Annotated in this window: 17 protein-coding genes and 2 tRNA genes; 2 read left to right on the top strand and 17 right to left on the bottom strand. The window is 68.5% G+C overall.

What is annotated here, in order from left to right:
- Positions 1-56: 56 nt before the first annotated feature.
- The 9 genes from rodA to ACZ39I_RS01255 all read right to left on the bottom strand — a co-directional run bounded on the left by rodA (position 57) and on the right by ACZ39I_RS01255 (position 11,819).
- Positions 57-1,256: a rod shape-determining protein RodA gene (gene rodA / locus ACZ39I_RS01295; protein ID WP_467241584.1), complete on the bottom strand. Its 1,200-nt coding sequence runs from the start codon at positions 1,254-1,256 to the stop codon at positions 57-59.
- Positions 1,253-3,502, bottom strand: a complete 2,250-nt coding sequence (gene mrdA, locus ACZ39I_RS01290) for a penicillin-binding protein 2 (protein ID WP_467241582.1) — start codon at positions 3,500-3,502, stop codon at positions 1,253-1,255. Before mrdA ends, rodA begins: the two co-directional genes overlap by 4 nt.
- Before the next feature lie 135 nt (positions 3,503-3,637).
- Complete coding sequence (gene mreD, locus ACZ39I_RS01285) at positions 3,638-4,315, bottom strand: rod shape-determining protein MreD (protein ID WP_467241580.1); 678 nt, start codon at positions 4,313-4,315, stop codon at positions 3,638-3,640.
- Between the two features lie 11 nt (positions 4,316-4,326).
- A complete protein-coding gene (mreC, locus tag ACZ39I_RS01280; RefSeq protein WP_467241578.1) occupies positions 4,327-5,274 on the bottom strand; it encodes a rod shape-determining protein MreC in 948 nt (315 codons plus the stop codon).
- Between the two features lie 115 nt (positions 5,275-5,389).
- On the bottom strand, positions 5,390-6,409 hold the full coding sequence (locus tag ACZ39I_RS01275; protein ID WP_352383933.1) for a rod shape-determining protein: 1,020 nt from the start codon (positions 6,407-6,409) through the stop codon (positions 5,390-5,392).
- Positions 6,410-6,729: 320 nt separating this feature from the next.
- The gene (ndk, locus tag ACZ39I_RS01270) at positions 6,730-7,143 is read right to left on the bottom strand and encodes a nucleoside-diphosphate kinase (protein WP_059205347.1); all 414 of its coding nucleotides are present in this window, start codon (positions 7,141-7,143) and stop codon (positions 6,730-6,732) included.
- A gap of 64 nt (positions 7,144-7,207) precedes the next feature.
- Positions 7,208-7,582 (bottom strand): DUF4233 domain-containing protein, encoded by a 375-nt coding sequence (locus ACZ39I_RS01265; RefSeq protein ID WP_467241576.1) that lies wholly within the window; start codon positions 7,580-7,582, stop codon positions 7,208-7,210.
- Positions 7,583-7,591: 9 nt separating this feature from the next.
- On the bottom strand, positions 7,592-9,076 hold the full coding sequence (gene folC / locus ACZ39I_RS01260) for a bifunctional tetrahydrofolate synthase/dihydrofolate synthase (protein WP_467241574.1): 1,485 nt from the start codon (positions 9,074-9,076) through the stop codon (positions 7,592-7,594).
- 118 nt (positions 9,077-9,194) lie between these two features.
- Complete coding sequence (locus ACZ39I_RS01255) at positions 9,195-11,819, bottom strand: valine--tRNA ligase (RefSeq protein WP_467241572.1); 2,625 nt, start codon at positions 11,817-11,819, stop codon at positions 9,195-9,197.
- A gap of 136 nt (positions 11,820-11,955) precedes the next feature.
- Between ACZ39I_RS01255 and ACZ39I_RS01250 the strand changes: the two genes are divergently transcribed.
- Complete coding sequence (locus ACZ39I_RS01250) at positions 11,956-12,984, top strand: hypothetical protein (RefSeq protein WP_467241570.1); 1,029 nt, start codon at positions 11,956-11,958, stop codon at positions 12,982-12,984.
- A 73-nt stretch (positions 12,985-13,057) separates the two neighbouring features.
- Here the strand turns inward: ACZ39I_RS01250 and ACZ39I_RS01245 are convergent, their stop codons facing one another.
- The 6 genes from ACZ39I_RS01245 to ACZ39I_RS01220 all read right to left on the bottom strand — a co-directional run bounded on the left by ACZ39I_RS01245 (position 13,058) and on the right by ACZ39I_RS01220 (position 18,299).
- Complete coding sequence (locus ACZ39I_RS01245; RefSeq protein WP_467241568.1) at positions 13,058-13,390, bottom strand: hypothetical protein; 333 nt, start codon at positions 13,388-13,390, stop codon at positions 13,058-13,060.
- A gap of 109 nt (positions 13,391-13,499) precedes the next feature.
- Entirely contained in the window at positions 13,500-14,786 is a 1,287-nt protein-coding gene (gene clpX / locus ACZ39I_RS01240; RefSeq protein WP_389991338.1) for an ATP-dependent Clp protease ATP-binding subunit ClpX, read from the bottom strand.
- A 160-nt stretch (positions 14,787-14,946) separates the two neighbouring features.
- Complete coding sequence (locus tag ACZ39I_RS01235; protein ID WP_352383943.1) at positions 14,947-15,627, bottom strand: ATP-dependent Clp protease proteolytic subunit; 681 nt, start codon at positions 15,625-15,627, stop codon at positions 14,947-14,949.
- Positions 15,628-15,697: 70 nt separating this feature from the next.
- Positions 15,698-16,303 carry an ATP-dependent Clp protease proteolytic subunit gene (locus tag ACZ39I_RS01230; protein ID WP_352384376.1) on the bottom strand — a complete coding sequence of 202 codons (606 nt, stop codon included), beginning with the start codon at positions 16,301-16,303 and terminating at the stop codon, positions 15,698-15,700.
- A 339-nt stretch (positions 16,304-16,642) separates the two neighbouring features.
- On the bottom strand, positions 16,643-18,040 hold the full coding sequence (tig, locus tag ACZ39I_RS01225; protein ID WP_467241566.1) for a trigger factor: 1,398 nt from the start codon (positions 18,038-18,040) through the stop codon (positions 16,643-16,645).
- Between the two features lie 182 nt (positions 18,041-18,222).
- Positions 18,223-18,299: transfer RNA gene (locus tag ACZ39I_RS01220), tRNA-Pro, on the bottom strand.
- Positions 18,300-18,653: 354 nt separating this feature from the next.
- On the opposite strand from ACZ39I_RS01220, the gene ACZ39I_RS01215 reads away from it, so the two are divergent.
- Positions 18,654-18,724, top strand: a tRNA-Gly gene (locus ACZ39I_RS01215).
- A 93-nt stretch (positions 18,725-18,817) separates the two neighbouring features.
- Here ACZ39I_RS01215 and ACZ39I_RS01210 read toward each other — a convergent pair.
- Positions 18,818-19,039, bottom strand: a complete 222-nt coding sequence (locus ACZ39I_RS01210) for a hypothetical protein (protein ID WP_467241564.1) — start codon at positions 19,037-19,039, stop codon at positions 18,818-18,820.
- Between the two features lie 62 nt (positions 19,040-19,101).
- Positions 19,102-19,296, bottom strand: a complete 195-nt coding sequence (locus ACZ39I_RS01205) for a hypothetical protein (protein ID WP_467241562.1) — start codon at positions 19,294-19,296, stop codon at positions 19,102-19,104.
- Positions 19,297-19,315 lie beyond the last annotated feature (19 nt).

The raw sequence follows: 19,315 nt of genomic DNA, 5'->3' as shown, positions 1-19,315 counted from the left end.
ATCTAGTGCTCGGCCCCCGTATCCGGCAGGGGCCGCGGCCACCCGGCCCACCCCGCCTACGCCGACATCGGCCGCTGCACCTTGATCGACTGCAGCAGCCCTATGGCCACCCACACCGCGAACATCGACGATCCGCCGTACGACACGAACGGCAGCGGCAGACCGGTGACCGGCATGATCCCGAGGGTCATGCCGATGTTCTCGAAGGCCTGGAAGGCGAACCAGGCGACGATCCCGGCAGCCACGATCGTGCCGTACAGCTCGGTCGTCTCGCGGGCAATGCGGCAGGCCCGCCACAGCACGACCCCGAGCAGGACGATGATCAGGCCCGCGCCGAGGAAGCCCAGTTCCTCGCCGGCGACGGTGAAGACGAAGTCGGTCTGCTGCTCGGGGACGAACTGGCCCGTGGTCTGCGAACCGTGGAAGAGCCCCGCGCCCGTCAGTCCGCCCGAACCGATGGCGATCCGGGCCTGGTTGGTGTTGTAGCCGACGCCCGCCGGGTCGAGGCTCGGGTTGGCGAAGGCGGCGAAGCGGGCGATCTGGTACTCGTCCAGCACCCCGAGCTGCCACACCGCGACCGCTCCGAGCGTGCCCGCGCCCAGCAGTCCGAAGACCCAGCGGTTGGAGGCGCCGGAGGCGAGCAGCAGACCGAGCACGATGATGACCATGACCATGACCGACCCGAGGTCGGGCATGAGCATCACGATCAGCATCGGGACGGCGGCCAGGCCCAGGGCCTGGAGCACCGTGCGGTGGTCGGGGTAGGGCTTGTCGCCCGCGTCGACCCGGGCCGCCAGCAGCATCGCCATGCCGAGGATGATCGTGATCTTCACGAACTCCGAGGGCTGGAGCGAGAAGCCGCCGCCGAGCACGATCCAGGAGTGGGCGCCGTTGACCGTGGAGCCCAGCGGGGTCAGGACCAGCAGGATGAGGGTGAGCGAGACGCCGTAGAGCAGGGGCACGGCGGTGCGCAGGGTGCGGTGGCCGACCCACACCACGCCGATCATCAGGGCGAACCCGATGCCGGTGTTCATGAGGTGCCGGATCAGGAAGTAGTACGGGTCGCCCTGGTTGATCTCGGTGCGGTTGCGGGTCGCCGAGAAGACCAGGACCGAACCGATCATGGACAGGGCGAGGGCCGAGAACAGTATCGGCCAGTCCAGCCGGCGGGCGAGCGAGTCGCGGGCCAGCAGCCGGGTCCAGCCCGCGCGCGCGGGGCCGTACCCGGAGACCTGGAAGCTGTTCGCCCCGGTCATGTGAGCATCCTCCGGCGTCCCCTCCTGCGGCGCCGCCTTCGGGTGTCACGGTTCCCGTTGGCCGGCGTGTTCACGGTCGCGCCCTGCTGTGTCCCGTCGGGCTCGGGCGCGGCCTCCTGGCTCGCCCGCTGGTCCTTGGCCGGGTCCTTGGAGATCTTCGGGGACTTGATGGTCCCGTCCGTCTGCACCTTCGGCAGGCTCTTCTCGGGCGTGGGCAGCAGCGCGTTCTTCTTGTCGATGGTGCCGTCGGCCGCGACGCCGTACATGGCGTTGTAGATGTGGCGCACGGCCTCACCCGAGGCGCCGGAGCCGGTACCGGCCTGGGCGATCGTCATGACGACCGTGTAGTCCTTGGAGTACGTGGCCAGCCAGGACGTCGTCTGCTTGCCGTAGACCTCGGCGGTGCCGGTCTTGGCGTGCAGCGGGATCTTGTCCTGCGGCCAGCCGCCGAACTTCCAGGCGGCCGTACCGCGGGTGACGACGCCTTCCAGGGCGGTGTCCATGCCCTTGAGGGTGGCCTTGCTGACCGGAAGCTTCCCGGTCGCCCTGGGCTTGATCTCCTGGACGGTCCTGCCGTCGGCGCTGATGATCGCCTTGCCGATGCTCGGCTGGTATATGGTCCCGCCGTTGGCGAGCGCCCCGTAGATCCTGGCCTCCTGGATCGGGGTGACGAGGGTGTCGCCCTGACCGATGGAGTAGTTGATGGAGTCACCCTCGCGCATCTTGTTGCCTTCGAGGCAGTTCTCGTACGCGATCTTCTCGACGTAGCTGCCGTCCTTCTTGCCGGTCCTGCACCAGGCGTCCTTGTTGGCCTTCCAGTACGACTCCTTCCACTGGCGGTCGGGGACGCGGCCGGTGACCTCGTTGGGGAGGTCGATGCCGGTCTCCTTGCCGAGGCCGAACTGGTGGGCGGCCTTGTAGAAGTAGTCCTTCGGCTCACCCTTCTTGGGGTTGATGCCGCCGTCCTTCTTCCACTCCCGGTCGGCGAGGCCGTAGAAGACGGTGTCGCAGGAGACCTCCAGGGCGCGGCCGAGCGAGATCGGGCCGAAGCTCTCCCCCTCGAAGTTCTTGAAGACCTGGCCGCCCACCGAGTAGGAGCTGGTGCAGGGGTAGCCGCCGTCCCACTCGTAGCCGGCCTCGACCGCGGCGGCCGTGGAGACGACCTTGAACGTCGAACCGGGTGCGGACTGACCCTGTATGGCCCTATTGAGCAGCGGGTAGTCGGAACCCTTGCCGGTGAGCTTCTTGTAGTCCTTGGCGGAGATTCCGCCGACCCAGACGTTCGGGTCGTAGGTCGGGGCGGACGCCATCGCCACGATCCGGCCGGTCTTGGCCTCCATCACGACGACAGCGCCCGAGTCGGCCTTGTAGTTCTCGCCGGTGATCTTGTCGAACTGCTTGCGGGCGATCTTCATCGCCTGGTTCAGCTCGTACTCGGCGACTCGCTGAACGCGGGCGTCGATGCTGGTGACGAGGTTGGCGCCGGGCTGGGCCTCGTCGGCCTCGGCCTCGCCGATGACACGGCCGAGGTTGTCGACCTCGTAGCGGGTCACGCCGGCCTTGCCGCGCAGTGCCTTGTCGTACTGGCGCTCGAGACCTGAGCGGCCGACCTGGTCGGAGCGCAGGTAGGGCGAGTCGGTGTTCTGGGCCTTGGTGATCTCCTCGTCGGTGACCGGGGAGAGGTAGCCGAGAACCTGGGCGGTGTTGGCCTTGCCGGGGGCGGCGTAGCGGCGCACGGCCTGCGGCTCGGCGCTGATGCCGGGGAAGTCCTCGGCGCGCTCGCGGATCTGCAGGGCCTGCTTGGGGGTGGCCTCGTCGGTGATGGGGATCGGCTGGTAGGGCGAGCCGTTCCAGCAGGGCTGGGGCGTCTTGGCGTCGCAGAGCCGGACCTTGAGCATGACGTCCTTGGCGGACATGCCGAGGACCTTGGCCAGCTTGGCGAGGACGGCCTTGCCGTCGTCCTTCATCTTCAGCAGGTCGGTGCGGGAGGCGGAGACCACCAGGCGGGTCTCGTTGTCCGCCAGGGGCACTCCGCGGGCGTCCAGGATCGAGCCGCGTACGGCGGGGTCGACGACCTGCTGGACGTGGTTGCCGGAGGCTTCCTTGGCGTACGCGTCGCCCTCCCGGATCTGGAGGTACCAGAGGCGGCCGCCGAGGGTGCCGAGGAGGGACAGCACCAGGATCTGGATGACGACGAGTCGGATCTGGACCCGTGGGGTCCGTCCGGTCTCCGGAATGTTAGTCATGGGCGAAGCCCATCCCTTTGAGGGTGGTGGTGGGAGACGGGTGGGCGTTGGTCACTGTGGCTGCCGCCCCCTCTCAGTGTGTGTACGTGTCATATACGGCGAACCTGTGAACGCGGGCCGCCGACTCGCGTGGGGTCACAGCCGCTTGACCCCCTTGATGCGGCCCACCCGCGCGGTACGGGTCCGCGCCCTGGTCTTCAGGCCGGCGAGGCCGCCGCGCTGGCCGCCGATCTTCAGGCCCGTGCCCGAGGAGAGCCAGCCCGAGGAGATGTCCGCCGACTTGGCCGAGGAACCGGCCTCGGCGAGCGGGTCGTTGTCGGCGCGCCGGGCGAGCGCCATGATGCCGGGCACGACGAACGGGGCGAGCAGCAGGTCGTACAGGGCGGCGGTGAACAGCAGGCTGGGCAGGCCGACATGACGGGCGGCGGTGTCGCCGACGAGGGCGCCGACACCGGCGTACAGCAGGGTGGTGCCGATGGCGGCGGCGACCACGACGACCATGGGGCCGGTGGCCGACTTGAGTCTGCCGTTCTCCGGTTTGGCGAGGCCGGCGAGGTAGCCGATGACGCAGAGCACCAGGGCGTAGCGGCCGGCGGCATGGTCGGCGGGCGGGGCGAGGTCGGCGAGGAGACCGGCGGCGAAGCCGACGAGAGCGCCGCCGACATGGCCGTAGACCAGCGCGAGGCCGAGGACGGTGAGGAGCAGTAGGTCGGGGACGGCGCCCGGGAGGTGCAGGCGGGCGAGGACGCTCACCTGGATCACCAGGGCGACCACGATCAGGGCGGAGGACAGCAGGATCCGGTTGACACGCATGACTACAGCTCCTACTGCTCTTGCTGGATCTCGCCGTCGACCGGCGCATTGGCGGACGGGGTGACGGTGACCGTCACGGTCGGCGTGGGCGTCGGTTTCCGTTTGGCGGGCAGCACCGTGTCGCGCGGGTCCTTCTTCGGGGTCTGGACGACGACGCCGACGATGTCGAGCTTGGTGAAGCTGACGTACGGCGTGACATAGACGGTGCGGGTGAGGTCGCCGCCGGAGGGGTCGACGCGGGAGACCACGCCGACCGGGACGCCGGGCACGAACGGCTTGTCGGCCTGCGAGCCGAAGGTGACCAGGCGGTCGCCCTTCTTGATCTCGGCCTTGCCGTTGAGGAGTTCGACGCGCAGCGGGCGGTCGCCCTGGCCGGAGGCGAAGCCGAGTTCGTCGGTGGACTCCATGCGGGTGCCGACGGTGAAGTCGGGGTCGTTGGCCAGGAGCACGGTGGCGGTGTTGGGGCCGACGGTGGTGACGCGTCCGACCAGTCCGTCACCGTTGAGGACGGTCATGTCGCGCCGGATGCCGTCGTTGACGCCGACGTCGATGGTGATGGTCCAGGAGAAGCCCTGGGCCGCTCCTATGGCGATGACCTCGGCGCCCTTGATGCCGTACTGTCCCTCGCCGGCGATCTTCAGCATCTTGTCGAGCTGCTTGAGGCGGCTGGAGTTGCGGTCGTCGCTGCCGAGTCGCGCCTTGAGGGCGGCGTTCTCCTTCGTCAGCTCGGCGAGCCGGTCGTGCCGCTCGCCGGAGTCGCGGACGGCGGAGACAGCGTTGCCGACCGGGTCGACCGCGGCGGACACACCGTTCTCGATGGGGCCGAACACGGCGGCCGCGCCTTGGCGGGCACCGTCGACCGGCGAGTCCTCCCCGCCGCGGATGTCCACCGTGATCAGCGCGAACGCGACGGCGATCAGCAGCACCAGGAGCAGCCGGCTCTCTCGTGTGTCCCTCACGTGCGGCGGCCGTGCCCTTCTCATTGGAGTTGCGTTTGTGGGAGCTTATGCCTCGATATCAACGATCCGCCGCACGAGAGGAGATCATCTCGTACGGCGGAATCGAAGAGTTACGTCATCTGCGCGGCTGGGCGTCCAGCACCTGCTGGAGCGCCTCGAATTCCTCGACGCACTTTCCGGAGCCCAGCGCCACGCTGTCCAGCGGGTCCTCGGCGATGTGGATCGGCATGCCGGTCTCCCGGCGCAGCCGCTCGTCGAGCCCGCGCAGCAGGGCGCCGCCGCCGGTGAGGACGATGCCGCGGTCCATGATGTCGCCGGAGAGCTCCGGCGGGCACTTGTCGAGGGTCGTCTTGACCGCGTCGACGATGGCGTTGACGGGTTCCTCGATCGCCTTGCGGACCTCGGCGGCCGAGATGACCACGGTCTTGGGCAGCCCGGAGACGAGGTCCCGGCCGCGGATCTCGGTGTGTTCGTCGTTGTCGAGGTCGTAGGCCGAGCCGATCGTGATCTTGATCTGTTCGGCCGTCCGCTCACCGAGGAGGAGGGAGTACTCCTTCTTGATGTGCTGGATGATCGCGTTGTCCAGCTCGTCGCCCGCGACGCGGATGGACTGGGCGGTGACGATGCCGCCGAGCGAGATGACCGCGACCTCCGTGGTGCCGCCGCCGATGTCCACCACCATGTTGCCCGTGGCCTCGTGGACCGGCAGGCCGGAGCCGATGGCGGCCGCCATGGGCTCCTCGATGATGTGCACCTGGCGGGCGCCGGCCTGGGACGACGCCTCGATGACGGCGCGGCGCTCGACGCCGGTGATGCCCGAGGGGACACACACGACGACGCGCGGCCTGGCGAGATACCGCCGCTTGTGGATCTTCAGGATGAAGTAGCGCAGCATCCGCTCGGTGATCTCGAAGTCGGCGATCACGCCGTCCTTCAGCGGCCGCACGGCAACGATGTTGCCGGGGGTCCGCCCGATCATCTTCTTCGCTTCGGCGCCTACAGCGAGGATTCCACCGGTGTTCGTGTTGATCGCGACGACGGACGGCTCGTTGAGTACGATCCCGCGACCCCTGACGTACACCAGCGTGTTGGCGGTCCCGAGGTCGACAGCCATGTCACGGCCGATGAACGACATTGAGTTCCCCATCAGGATTCGTCTGGCCTTCCTGGGAGCTTTTGAGGGCTTTTCAGGTCGGCGAAGTGGGTGCTGTGACGTGAAGGCTTCCATCGTAGACGCGCCTGCACGAACACCGCGCGAGGGTCTTCGCCATTGTCAGCAGATCGAACGCCGCCTCGCTTGTGGAGACGGTCCATAGGGGGCACGCGTTCCCCCGATCGGCACGCATATGCCGGAGGACGGCCGAAAACGTACGGCCGCCCCAGGTCAGACAGTCGGGTGAACTGACACCCTGTCAGAAAATGCCACGAAACCTACGCGCCGGACTACGCGCCGGACTATGCGCGCCCGGGGAAGAAGATCTTCACCTCGCGCTCGGCGGACTCCTCCGAGTCGCTCGCGTGGATCAGGTTCTCGCGGACGATGACACCGAAGTCGCCACGGATAGAGCCGGGCGCGGCGGCGATCGGGTCGGTCGGGCCGGCGAGCGCGCGGACGCCCTCGATGACCCGCTCGCCCTCGACGATCAGCGCGACGACCGGACCGGAGGCCATGAACTCCACCAACGGCTCGTAGAAGGGCTTGCCCTTGTGCTCGCCGTAGTGCTGCTCCAGCGTGTCCTGGTCCAGGGTGCGCAGCTCCAGCGCGGTGATCTGCCAGCCGGCCTTGCGCTCGATACGGCTGATGATCTCGCCTGTCAGGCCACGACGGACTGCGTCGGGCTTGAGGAGGACGAGGGTGCGCTGGCTCACGAGGGGCTCCTAACCTGCTGACATATGCGGTGAGACGAGATTACAGGGCGTGTCGGTACGTTCGTCACACAGCGTCAGGTGTAGTGGAGTGCGCCGGGCCGGCTTGGTCCGCCTGAGCGGCGAATCTCGCCTTCGCCTCGTCGATCTTCCGGCCGTAGTGCACGGAGGCCCACCACAGCGCCGCGAAGATCGCGCCCATGAAGAACATGGTCGGGATCACGAAGCCGGAGGCGATCAGGGTGATCTGGAGCGCCCAGCCGAGGGCGACGCCGCCGGGCCGGGTCACCATCCCGCACAGCGCGAGGCACAGGAACATGGCGATGCCGCTGACCGTCCACACCGTGGACGTGGCCAGGTCGGGGTCCTTCATCGCGACGAGTCCGGCGAAGCCGATGACGAACAACTCGCCGATCAGAGTCGATGCACAGAGCGTACGCATGGCCGCGGCTCAGCCCCTTCCCAGCAGCAGCCGGGCCTCGCCGACCGTGATGACCGAGCCGGTGACCAGCACACCGCCGCCCGCGAACTCGCCGTCCTCCTCGGCCAGCGTGATCGCCTCCTCCAGGGCGTCCGGCAGCCGCGGTTCCACCTGGACACGCTCCTCGCCGAACACCTCGACGGCGATCGCGGCGAGCTCGTCGGCGTCCATCGCGCGGTGGCTGGAGTTCTGCGTGATCACGACCTCGGCGAGGATCGGCTCGAAGGCCTCCAGGAGTCCCCGTACGTTCTTGTCGCCGCTCGCGCCCACCACACCGATGAGCCGGCTGAAGTCGAAGGCCTCGCCGACCGCCTCGGCCGTCGCGCGGGCGCCCGCCGGGTTGTGGGCGGCGTCCAGGACGACGGTCGGGGAACGCCGTACGACTTCGAGGCGGCCCGGGGAGGAGACGGCCGCGAAGGCCTTGCGGACGGTGTCGATGTCGAGCGGGTCCGGGCGCTGGGCACCCACCCCGAAGAACGCCTCCACGGCGGCGAGCGCCACGGCCGCGTTGTGTGCCTGATAGGGGCCGTGCAGCGGCAGATACACCTCTTCGTACTCACCGCCGAGACCGCGCAGGGTCACCAGCTGCCCGCCGACGGCGACCTGCCGGGAGACGACCCCGAACTCCAGCCCCTCGCGCGCGACGGTCGCGTCCACCTCGACGGCCTTCTTCAGCAGGACCTGCGCCGCGTCCACCGACTGCTGGGCCATGATGACGGCCGCGTCCTGCTTGATGATCCCGGACTTCTCGACGGCGATCTCACCGGGCGTCTCGCCGAGCCGGTCGGTGTGGTCCAGATCGATGGGCGTGATCACGGCGACATCGCCGTCGATGACGTTGGTGGCGTCCCAGGAGCCGCCCATCCCGACCTCGACGACGGCCACGTCGACAGGCGCGTCCGCGAAGGCGGCGTACGCCATGCCGGTCAGCACCTCGAAGAAGGACAGCCGGTACGGCTGCTGACCGTCGACCATCTCGATGTACGGCTTGATGTCGTCGTACGTCTCGATGAACCGCTCGGCCGAGATCGGCGCGCCGTCCAGGCTGATGCGCTCGGTGACCGACTGGACGTGGGGGCTGGTGTAGCGGCCCGTGCGCAGTTCGAAGGCGCCGAGGAGGGCCTCGATCATGCGGGCCGTGGAGGTCTTGCCGTTCGTCCCCGTGATGTGGATCGAGGGGTACGACCGCTGCGGCTCGCCCAACAGGTCCATCAGGGCGGCGATACGGCTGACCGAGGGCTCCAGCTTGGTCTCGCCCCAGCGGCCGGCGAGCTCCGCCTCGACCTTGCGCAGGGCCTTGTCGACCTCCGGGTCCTCAGGGCGTCCGGGCACGTCGGCCTCCGGCGGGGCGCCCTGGGTGCGCAGGGTGCGGCTGCCGGCCTCGATGACCGCGAGGTCGGGGTCACGGTCGGTCTCGGCGGCGACGATCTCGTCGAAGGGGTCGGTGTCACTCACGGGGTCAGTCTACGGAGGGCGAGTGACAGTGCGCCCACGGAGTGGGGTGGCTGAGCTTCGGGAGCGGCCGGGTAGACGCAGGGCCCGGAGTCCAGAAGACCCCGGGCCCTATGAAGCCCTACGCCTGAGGCAGGCCTTCCAGCTGGGCCTTGATCCTCGTGATGTCCTCGTCCGCCTTGGCCAGCCGGCCGCGGATCTTGTCCACCACGTTGTCCGGGGCCTTCGCGAGGAACGCCTCGTTGCCGAGCTTGGCGTTGGCCTGGGCCTTCTCCTTCTCGGCCGCCGCCAGGTCCTTCGCGAGGCGCTTGCGTTCCGCCGCCACGTCGATCGTGCCGGACAGGTCGAGGGCGACCGTGGCACCGGCCACCGGGAGGGTCGCCGTGGCCGCGAAGGTCTCACCCTCCGGCTGGAGGCGCAGGAGCTGGCGGATGGCGGCCTCGTGCGGGGCGAGGTCGGTGCCGGTGAGCTCCAGGCGGGCCGGGACCTTCTGGCCGTCCTTGAGTCCCTGGTCCTTGCGGAACCGGCGGACCTCGGTGACGACCCGCTGGACCAGCGCGATCTCGAGCTCGGCGTCCTTGTCGCGGAAGCCGCTGTCGGCCGGCCACTCGCCGACGACCAGGGACTCGCCGCCGGTCAGGGTGGTCCACAGGGCGTCCGTCACGAACGGGATGACCGGGTGCAGCAGCCGCAGCGTCACGTCGAGGACCTCGCCCAGGACCCGGCCTGAGACCCTGGCCTGCTCGCCGCCCGCGAAGAAGGTCGTCTTCGACAGCTCGACGTACCAGTCGAAGACCTCGTCCCACGCGAAGTGGTAGAGCGCGTCGGCGAGTTTGGCGAACTGGTAGTCGTCGTAGTACGCGTCGACCTGGGCGAGCGTGGTGTTGAGGCGGGACAGGATCCAGCGGTCCGTCGCCGACATCTCGGAGGCGTCCGGCAGCGGGCCCTCGACCGTGGCGCCGTTCATGAGGGCGAAGCGGGTGGCGTTCCAGAGCTTGTTGGTGAAGTTCCGGGAGGCCTTGACCCAGTCCTCGCCGATCGGCACGTCCGCGCCGGGGTTGGCACCGTTGGCGAGGGTGAAGCGGACGGCGTCGGAGCCGTAGGCGTCCATCCAGACCAGCGGGTCGACCGCGTTGGGGTTCGACTTCGACATCTTCTTGCCGAACTCGTCGCGGACCAGGCCGGTCAGCGCGATGGTGTGGAAGGGGGCCTGGCCGTCCATGGCGTAGAGGCCGAACATCATCATCCGGGCGACCCAGAAGAAGATGATGTCGTGGCCGGTGAGCAGGACGTCGGTCGGATAGAACTTCCGCAGGTCCTCGGTCTGTTCGGGCCAGCCGAGTGTGGAGAACGGCCACAGGCCGGAGGAGAACCAGGTGTCCAGGACGTCGGAGTCCTGGGTCCAGCCCTCACCGGTGGGCGGCTCCTCGTCGGGGCCGACGCAGACGACCTCGCCGTCGGGGCCGTACCAGATCGGGATGCGGTGGCCCCACCACAGCTGGCGCGAGATGCACCAGTCGTGCATGTTGTCGACCCAGTCGAAGTAGCGCTTCGACATGTCCTCAGGGTGGATCTTGACGCGGCCGTCGCGGACCGCGTCACCGGCGGCCTTGGCGAGCGGGCCGACCTTGACCCACCACTGCAGGGACAGGCGGGGCTCGACCGTGGTCTTGCAGCGCGAGCAGTGGCCGACGGAGTGCATGTACGGGCGCTTCTCGGCGACGATGCGGCCCTGCTCCTTGAGGGCGCCGACGACGGCCGAGCGGGCCTCGTAGCGGTCCAGGCCGACGAAGGGGCCGTGGACGGTGATGACGCCGTGCTCGTCCATGATCGTCAGGGACGGCAGGTCGTGGCGTCGGCCGATCTCGAAGTCGTTCGGGTCGTGCGCCGGGGTCACCTTGACCGCGCCCGTGCCGAACTCGGGGTCGACGTGGGTGTCGGCGACGACCGGGATGGTGCGGTCGGTCAGCGGGAGCTTGATCTGCTTGCCGATGAGGTGCTGGTACCGCTCGTCGTCGGGGTGGACGGCGACGGCCGTGTCACCGAGCATCGTCTCCGCGCGCGTGGTCGCGACGACGAGGCTGTCCTCGCCCTCGCCGTAGCGGATGGAGACCAACTCGCCCGCGTCCTCCTGGTATTCCACCTCGATGTCGGAGATGGCCGTCAGACAGCGCGGGCACCAGTTGATGATGCGCTCGGCGCGGTAGATCAGCTCGTCCTCGTAGAGCCGCTTGAAGATGGTGAGGACGGCCTTGGACAGGCCCTCGTCCATCGTGAAGCGCTCACGGCTCCAGTCGACGCCGTCACCGAGGCGCCGCATCTGGCCGAGGATCCGGCCGCCGTACTCCTCCTTCCACTGCCAGACGCGCTCGACGAACTCCTCGCGGCCCAGGTCGTGGCGGGACTTGCCCTCCTCGGCGAGCTGCTGCTCGACCTTGTTCTGGGTCGCGATACCGGCGTGGTCCATGCCCGGCAGCCACAGCGCCTCGTAGCCCTGCATGCGCTTGCGGCGGGTCAGCGCGTCCATCAGCGTGTGCTGGAAGGCGTGGCCCAGGTGCAGCGAACCGGTGACGTTCGGCGGCGGGATGACGATGGTGTACGGCGGCTTGTCGCTCTTCGCGTCGGCGGTGAAGTAACCCTTCTCCACCCAGCGCTCGTACAGCGTCCCCTCTACCTCGGCCGGCGCGTACTGGGTCGGCAGTTCGGTGCTGGGCGCTGTGGGCTGCTGCTGAGCGTTCTCGGTCACGGGGTCAGTTTAGGGGTGTCGCGGGCGTGTCCCGAAACGCGTTTGTTCTGTAACGGTGGGGGCCCCGATGCGGTGCGCCGCCGGTGCCTGAGCCAGGATGTCGGGAACACATAAGTATCTGGAGGGGAACCCAGGGATGAGTCACAACCAGCCGGGCCCGTACGGGCAGCCCCAGCAGCCCGGGCAGCCGCCGCAGCCCGGGCCGTACGGCCAGCCGGGCCCCTACGGCCAGCCGCCGCAGGCTCCGCAGGGCCAGCCCCAGCCCGGCTACGGCTACCCCCAGCAGGCCCCGCAGCCCCAGCAGCCGGGTTACGGGTATCCGCAGCAGCCCGGACAGCAGCCGCAGCAGCCCGGTTACGGCTATCCGCAGCAGGGCGGGGTGCCGCCGCAGACTCCGCCGTACGGCCAGCCGCAGGCCCCCTACGGCCAGCAGGCCCCGTACGGCCAGCAGCCGCCTTACGGTCAGGCCCCCTACGGCGTCCCGCAGCCGCCCCCGGCCGGCGGCGGCAAGGGGAAGAAGATCGGCCTCATCGTCGGCGCGGTGGTGGTCGTCGCCGCGATCGCGGTCGGCGCCTCCCTCGTGTTCGCCGGGGGCGGGTCCGGCGGCGGTTCGGACATCAACGACGACGGGGCGCACAAGCTGGCGGCACCGGCGACGATCCTCGGCGGGGAGTACAAGAAGGGCAGCGGCGACGGGCTCGGTGCGCTGAGCGACAGCGACGTCAAGGACGCCGAGTCGTGGGGCGTCAAGGGCGCCAAGGACGTCAGCGCGACCTACTCCTCGGGCACGGGTCTGAGCACCAAGTCCCTGATGATCGCCGGGGTGTACGGCACGATCGACGACCCGGAGAAGGTCGTCGACTCGATGTTCGCCCAGGCCAAGGAGGGCTCCTCGAAGGACTCCGGCTCGGGGACGTTCGTGGGCAGCCCCCAGAAGTTCACGCCCGCGGGCTTCGAGAACGGCGTCATGAAGTGCCAGGAGATCAAGACCACCGAGTCCGGCACGACCCTGACCATGCCGGTGTGCATCTGGGGTGACCACAGCACGGTCACCTACGTCTTCGCGTACGACATGGCCGCCCTGACCGAGGGCAAGAGCACCACGATGACGGAGGCTGCCGAACTGACCGCCAAGGTCCGCAACGACGTGCGCGTCAAGGCCTGACGGACGCGACACCGGCGACGGGTCCCGGCCAGTGGTCGACCGGGACCCGTCGGTCAGTTGTCCGGAGTCGAGATCAGCGCTTGCTGCATGCGATGAGCGCATGCTCGGAGCGAACGCCAACGTTCAAAAGCCTCTGGACACAGCCCTGATAGCCGGTGATCCCGGTCTGCGCACAAGCCTCCTTGACCTTTGGTCCGACGATGTAGCCCTGGCTCGCCAGATAGTTCCGGCAGTCCGCCGCGCTGGCCTGTGCCGGCGCCGCCACCGTGACCGGCATTACTACCGCCGCCGCAGTCAATCCGGCTGCCGCCAACGCTCGTTTCATCCTCACGCTTGCCCCTCCGTTTGTCTTGCGTCGCAGGGCGGTCACCCCTGGCGGCAATAATGCAATCAAAACCATGCCCATGACATAAGGGGCGAGTCGTGAGTCTGGCTTGATCCCAGTACAGATCGACTGAGACATACGCCGAGGGGGCACCCGACCTGGATCGTCGGATGCCCCCTCGGAAACTTGGCTACGCCGTCTTCTGCTCCCCCGGGCCCCGCCCGCGGGCATCCCGGGGGATGAGCGTCGGGTTGACGTTGGAGTGGACGACGTCCGCCGTGATGACGACACGGGCCACGTCCTTGCGGGACGGGATCTCGTACATGACGCCCTGCAGGACCTCTTCCATGATGGCGCGCAGGCCGCGCGCGCCGGTCTGGCGGAGGATGGCCTGGTCGGCGATGGCCTCCAGGGCCTCGCGCTCGAAGTCCAGCTCCACGCCGTCGAGTTCGAAGAGGCGCTGGTACTGCTTCACCAGCGCGTTGCGCGGCTCGACCAGGATCTGGAGGAGGGCTTCCCGGTCCAGGTTGTGGACGGAGGTGATGACGGGAAGGCGGCCGATGAACTCGGGGATCATGCCGAACTTGACCAGGTCCTCGGGCATGACGTCCTCGAACTGGTCCTTGGCCTCGAGCTCGCGCTTGGAGCGGATCGTCGCGCCGAAGCCGATGCCCTTGGCGCCCGCCCGGGACTCAATGAGCTTCTCCAGGCCCGCGAAGGCACCGCCCACGATGAACAGGACGTTCGTCGTGTCGATCTGGATGAACTCCTGGTGCGGGTGCTTGCGTCCGCCCTGCGGCGGCACGGAGGCCGTGGTGCCCTCAAGGATCTTCAGCAGGGCCTGCTGCACGCCCTCGCCGCTCACATCGCGCGTGATCGACGGGTTTTCACTCTTCCGCGCGACCTTGTCGATCTCGTCGATGTAGATGATCCCGGTCTCGGCCTTCTTGACGTCGTAGTCGGCCGCCTGGATCAGCTTCAACAGGATGTTCTCGACGTCCTCGCCGACGTAGCCCGCCTCGGTGAGCGCGGTCGCGTCGGCGATCGCGAACGGGACGTTGAGCATGCGGGCGAGGGTCTGGGCGAGGAGCGTCTTGCCGGAACCCGTGGGGCCCAGCAGGAGGATGTTGGACTTCGCCAGCTCGATCGCGTCGTCACGGCTGCTGCCGCCGCCGTTCTCGCCGGCCTGGACGCGCTTGTAGTGGTTGTACACCGCCACGGAGAGGGCCTTCTTGGCCTGCTCCTGGCCCACCACGTAGCCCTCCAGGAACTCGTAGATCTCGCGGGGCTTGGGGAGTTCCTCCCAGCGCACCTCGCTCGTCTCCGCGAGTTCCTCCTCGATGATCTCGTTGCAGAGGTCGATGCACTCGTCGCAGATGTACACACCAGGCCCTGCGATGAGCTTCTTGACCTGCTTCTGGCTCTTGCCGCAGAACGAGCACTTGAGCAGATCGCCGCCGTCACCGATGCGTGCCACGGTGTGCTTCCCCTTCGCCTGGGAGACGCCTAGGTCCAGCGGCTCCTGGTGCTGCCTTATGTCCGACGGTACCTTGCCGGGCCCCCCGTTCGGGCCCCCCTTGGCAGGGTTCACTTCGACGTGCGCTGTGCCAAGGGGCGGCATATCCTACGGGTCCGCGTCAGCGGACGGCGGCGTTGTTCATCTTCCGGGTGGAGATGATCTGGTCGATCAGACCGTACGCCAGGGCGTCGTCGGCCGTGAGGATCTTGTCGCGCTCGATGTCCTCGCGGATCTTCTCGATCGGCGTGGTGGAGTGCTTGGCCAGCAGGTCTTCCAGCTGCGCGCGCATCCGGAGGATTTCGTTGGCGGCGATTTCCAGGTCGGAGACCTGACCGCGGCCGGTCTCGCTGTAGGGCTGGTGGATCAGCACGCGCGCGTTGGGCAGTGCCATGCGCTTGCCGGGCGTACCGGCGGCCAGCAGGATCGCGGCGGCGGAGGCCGCCTGACCCATGCAGACCGTCTGGACGTCCGGCTTCACGAACTGCATCGTGTCGTAGATGGCCGTGAGCGCCGTGAAGGAGCCGCCGGGGCTGTTGATGTAGACCGAGATGTCCCGGTCGGGGTCCATCGACTCCAGGCACAGCAGCTGCGCCATGACGTCGTTGGCGGAGGCGTCGTCGATCTGCACGCCGAGGAAGATCACGCGCTCCTCGAACAGCTTCGCGTACGGGTCGTACTCGCGGACGCCCTGCGAGGTGCGCTCGACGAAGCGGGGGATCACATAGCGGGACTCGGCACGCGGGCCGGTGTACTCGGCCTCGGTGCGGGCGTAGAGGCCGCTGCCGGGGAAGTCGTTCACTGTCTGTCTCCTAGGGGCTTAGGCGGTCGGCTGAGGGGCTGTGCGGGGGCGTTGTGGCCCCGCATGGGGCTCAGGCCCCGGTGCCGCCGCCGCCCGGCATGCCGGCGGCCGTGGCGATCACGTCGTCGATGAGGCCGTACTCCTTGGCCTCGTGCGCGTCGAACCAGCGGTCGCGGTCCGAGTCGCGGGTGATCTGCTCGATGCTCTGGCCGGTGTGCTGCGAGGTGAGCTCGGCCATGCGCTTCTTGGTGTGCAGCAGCCGCTCGGCGTGGATCTTGATGTCCGAGGCCGAACCGGCGAGGCCGGCGGACGGCTGGTGGATCAGGATCTCGGCGTTCGGCAGCGCGAAGCGCTTGCCGGGGGTGCCCGCGCTGAGCAGGAACTGGCCCATCGAGGCCGCGAGACCCATGGCGATGGTCACCACGTCGTTCTTGATGTACTGCATGGTGTCGTAGATCGCCATGCCCGCGGTGATCGATCCGCCGGGGCTGTTGATGTAGAGGTAGATGTCCTTTTCCGGGTCAGCGGCAAGGAGCAGCAGCTGCGCGGTGATCTTGTTGGCGATGTCGTCGTCGACCGCCTGGCCGAGGAAGATGATCCGCTCGCCGAGCAGCCGGTTGTAGACCTGGTCACCGAGGCCACCACCGATGGAGGGGTCGCCGGCGGCGGAGGGCATCAGATTCGTCACGTATCCACCTGCTCGTCTTACGACGGCACCGGGCCGTCTTACGTGTTCCCGTCCGGGGGCTGGGCAGTTCGAGGGACTTCCCTGCCCTGGTACTCATGGACCCTAACGCGCTGGTCCCCTCGGGGAATCCCGGTAAGGGGGGTGTTCGCCGGGGGCGTAGCGCCGTGGTATCGCCGGTTCGGGGCCGGGCGCGCGCGATCCGTGACCCGCCGCGCTGTTCTCCGCACCCCCGGCCGTGTCCCCCCGGTCCATGCGGGAAGGGCCCCGGAGACATGGTCTCCGGGGCCCTTCCTACGACGTTCGAGCGACGTCCGAGGTGCCGTGGGCTCAGCCCTCGGTCTTCTCCTCGGCCTCGGCCGGGGTCTCCTCGGACGCGGCCTCGACGGCCTCGACGGTCTCGGCCGTCTCGTCCTCGTCGTCGTCCAGGTCGACGACCTCGCCGTTGGTGTCCTTGACCGTGGCGGCCTCGACCACGACGGCCAGGGCCTTGCCGCGGGCGACCTCGCCGACGAGGAGCGGGACCTGACCGCCCTCGACGACCGCCTGGGCGAACTGGTCGGGGGACATGCCGGAGGAAGCGGCACGGCGCATGAGGTGCTCGGTGAGCTCCTCCTGGTTGACGTTCAGCTTCTCGCGCTTGACGAGCTCGTCGAGCACGAACTGGGTCTTGATGCCCTTGACCGCGGCTTCCTTGGTCTCGGTGTCGAACTCCTCGGCCGTCTTGCCCTGGATCTCGAGGTACTTCTCGAGGTCGAGGCCCATCTGGCCGAGCTGGTGGTGCTCCAGGTTGTGCTTGCGGGTGTTGATCTCGTCCTCGAGGAGCTTCTCGGGGACGGGCACCTCGACGAGCTCCAGGAGCTTCTCCAGGACGCGCTCCTGGGCCTGGGTGGCCTGGTCGTACTGCTTCATGTTCTCGAGGCGCTTGCGGCTGTCGGCCTTCAGCTCGTCGAGGGTGTCGAACTCGGAGGCGAGCTGCGCGAACTCGTCGTCCAGCTCAGGCAGTTCGCGGGCGGCGACCTGGGTGACCTTGACGGTGACCTCGGCCTCCTTGCCGGCCGCGGTGCCGCCCTTGAGCTCGGAGGTGAAGGTGGCCTCGCCACCGGCCTCCAGGCCCTTCACGGCGTCGTCGATGCCGTCCAGCAGCTCGCCGGAGCCGATGGTGTATGAGACGCCGCTCGCGACGCCGTCCTCCAGCACCTCGCCCTCGACCTTGGCCTCCAGGTCGACGGTCACGACGTCGCCGTCCTCGGCGGCCCGCTCGACCGGGGAGGTCGACGCGAAGCGCTCACGCAGCTCGGTCACGGCCTTCTCGACGTCCTCGTCGCTGACCTCGACCGCGTCGACCTCGACCTCGATGCCGGAGTAGTCCGGGATCTCGATGGCGGGGCGGACGTCGACCTCGGCGGTGAAGTTCAGCGTCTCGCCGTCCTTCAGCTCGGTGATGTCGACCTCGGGCTGGCCCAGGACGTCGATCTCGGCCTCGTTGACCGCCTCGGTGTAGAACTTCGGAAGCGCGTCGTTGACCGCCTCCTCGAGGACCGCACCGCGGCCGAACCGCTGGTCGATGACGCGCGCCGGGATCTTGCCCTTGCGGAAGCCCTTCACCGTGACCTGCTGGTTGATCTTCTTGTACGCCGCGTCGAGGCTGTCCTTGAGCTCCTCGAAGGGCACCTCGATGCTGAGCCGAACCCGAGTCGGGTTCAGGGTCTCCACGGCGCTCTTCACGGTTCGGTCTCCTTGTGGCTGACTTCTCGGATTCTGCCGGGGCCAGAGCGGCTCCGGCGGATCGCCGCCCGGAGGATCTTCTGGAATGGAGAGGCACACGGGCGTGCAGCTTGCATAGTAACGGCAGCGGCGACACGCCCCAAAGGCGATCACGGACTCGGTCACGCGACTGATCGCGCAGGTGGTCGGGGTGGCGGGATTTGAACCCACGGCCTTCCGCTCCCAAAGCGGACGCGCTACCAAGCTGCGCCACACCCCGTCTGGTGCGACACGTAGGGTACATGCCCGCAGGCAGCGGGGTTGCCGCATTTCACGAGCCCCATGCAGAACCACGCCGCCACGCGCCCCGTCCGGGCTACTGAAACGAGCACGTACGGCGGGTCCCGGGCCTCTGCACCGCCGCCGGCCCGTCACTTGCAACACGCCTCGCAACCTTGCAGCACCACGCCGCGCGGCCCGCGCGTCGCCTCCGGGGCCGCGCCTGTGCGCGCCCCGGTGCGCCGGGTTCGCGCGCCGCGCGGTCGGCGGCGGGACGGAAGGGGTGTGCGACGAGGGGTGACGACCCGGTACGATGCTTTCGTGCCGTCGGCCATCGGGTCGCGGCGCGTGCTGTGCGGGCGTAGCTCAATGGTAGAGCCCTAGTCTTCCAAACTAGCTACGCGGGTTCGATTCCCGTCGCCCGCTCTGAATGCCGAAGGCCCAGGTAAGAGGTGGATTCCCTCTTCCTGGGCCTTCGGTGTCCCCCGGACCGGTAAGGGCGTTGAGCAGCGGACCGGCTCATGGCCTCTCATCCGGAGCTGCTCCGTCGGTCTTCTCGGACACCTCATCCGGTGCATCGCCCTCGGCGTCGGGGAAGATCAGTTGTGCGCTGAGGCCGATCGCCCCCAGAGCTCCCAGCACGAGGCCGGCACGAAGCCATCTCATGCCGCCCTCCCAGTCCTGAGGGCTGCCGAAGACCCTCCAGAGCACGAGGGCGATACCGAGCAGAAACAGCGCCATGCCGGCGATGCGGCTTAATCGAGGATGCATGTGCTCATGATCCACGGCGGGTCGGAGCCGGGCTAGAACTGGATCGAGTTGATGGTTTCCGCTATCGAGTCCAGGAAGCGTTGGATGTCGTCGGCCATGCCGGTCGAGGCGAGGAAGAAGCCGAAGAGCACCGCGACTATGGCGGGGCCGGCCTTGAGGGAGCCTCCCCGTATCAACACCACGAGGATGATCCCCAACAGCAGCACCACTGACAGCGAAATGGCCACAACTGATCACACCCTCGGT

It is taken from the genome of Streptomyces sp. NPDC024687, assembly GCF_055559055.1.
This window is presented reverse-complemented; position numbering and strand designations above follow the sequence as displayed.

Coding starts and splice junctions, on each gene's coding strand:
- ACZ39I_RS01275 (WP_352383933.1), bottom strand. CDS start 6,409: ATGTCGTTCATCGGCCGTGACATGGCTGTCGACCTCGGGACCGCCAAC.
- mreD (WP_467241580.1), bottom strand. CDS start 4,315: ATGCGTGTCAACCGGATCCTGCTGTCCTCCGCCCTGATCGTGGTCGCC.
- ACZ39I_RS01230 (WP_352384376.1), bottom strand. CDS start 16,303: ATGCCCTCCGCCGCCGGCGACCCCTCCATCGGTGGTGGCCTCGGTGAC.
- rodA (WP_467241584.1), bottom strand. CDS start 1,256: ATGACCGGGGCGAACAGCTTCCAGGTCTCCGGGTACGGCCCCGCGCGC.
- ACZ39I_RS01210 (WP_467241564.1), bottom strand. CDS start 19,039: ATGGCGCTGTTTCTGCTCGGTATCGCCCTCGTGCTCTGGAGGGTCTTC.
- ACZ39I_RS01265 (WP_467241576.1), bottom strand. CDS start 7,582: ATGCGTACGCTCTGTGCATCGACTCTGATCGGCGAGTTGTTCGTCATC.
- ACZ39I_RS01245 (WP_467241568.1), bottom strand. CDS start 13,390: ATGGGCATGGTTTTGATTGCATTATTGCCGCCAGGGGTGACCGCCCTG.
- ACZ39I_RS01250 (WP_467241570.1), top strand. CDS start 11,956: ATGAGTCACAACCAGCCGGGCCCGTACGGGCAGCCCCAGCAGCCCGGG.
- mrdA (WP_467241582.1), bottom strand. CDS start 3,502: ATGACTAACATTCCGGAGACCGGACGGACCCCACGGGTCCAGATCCGA.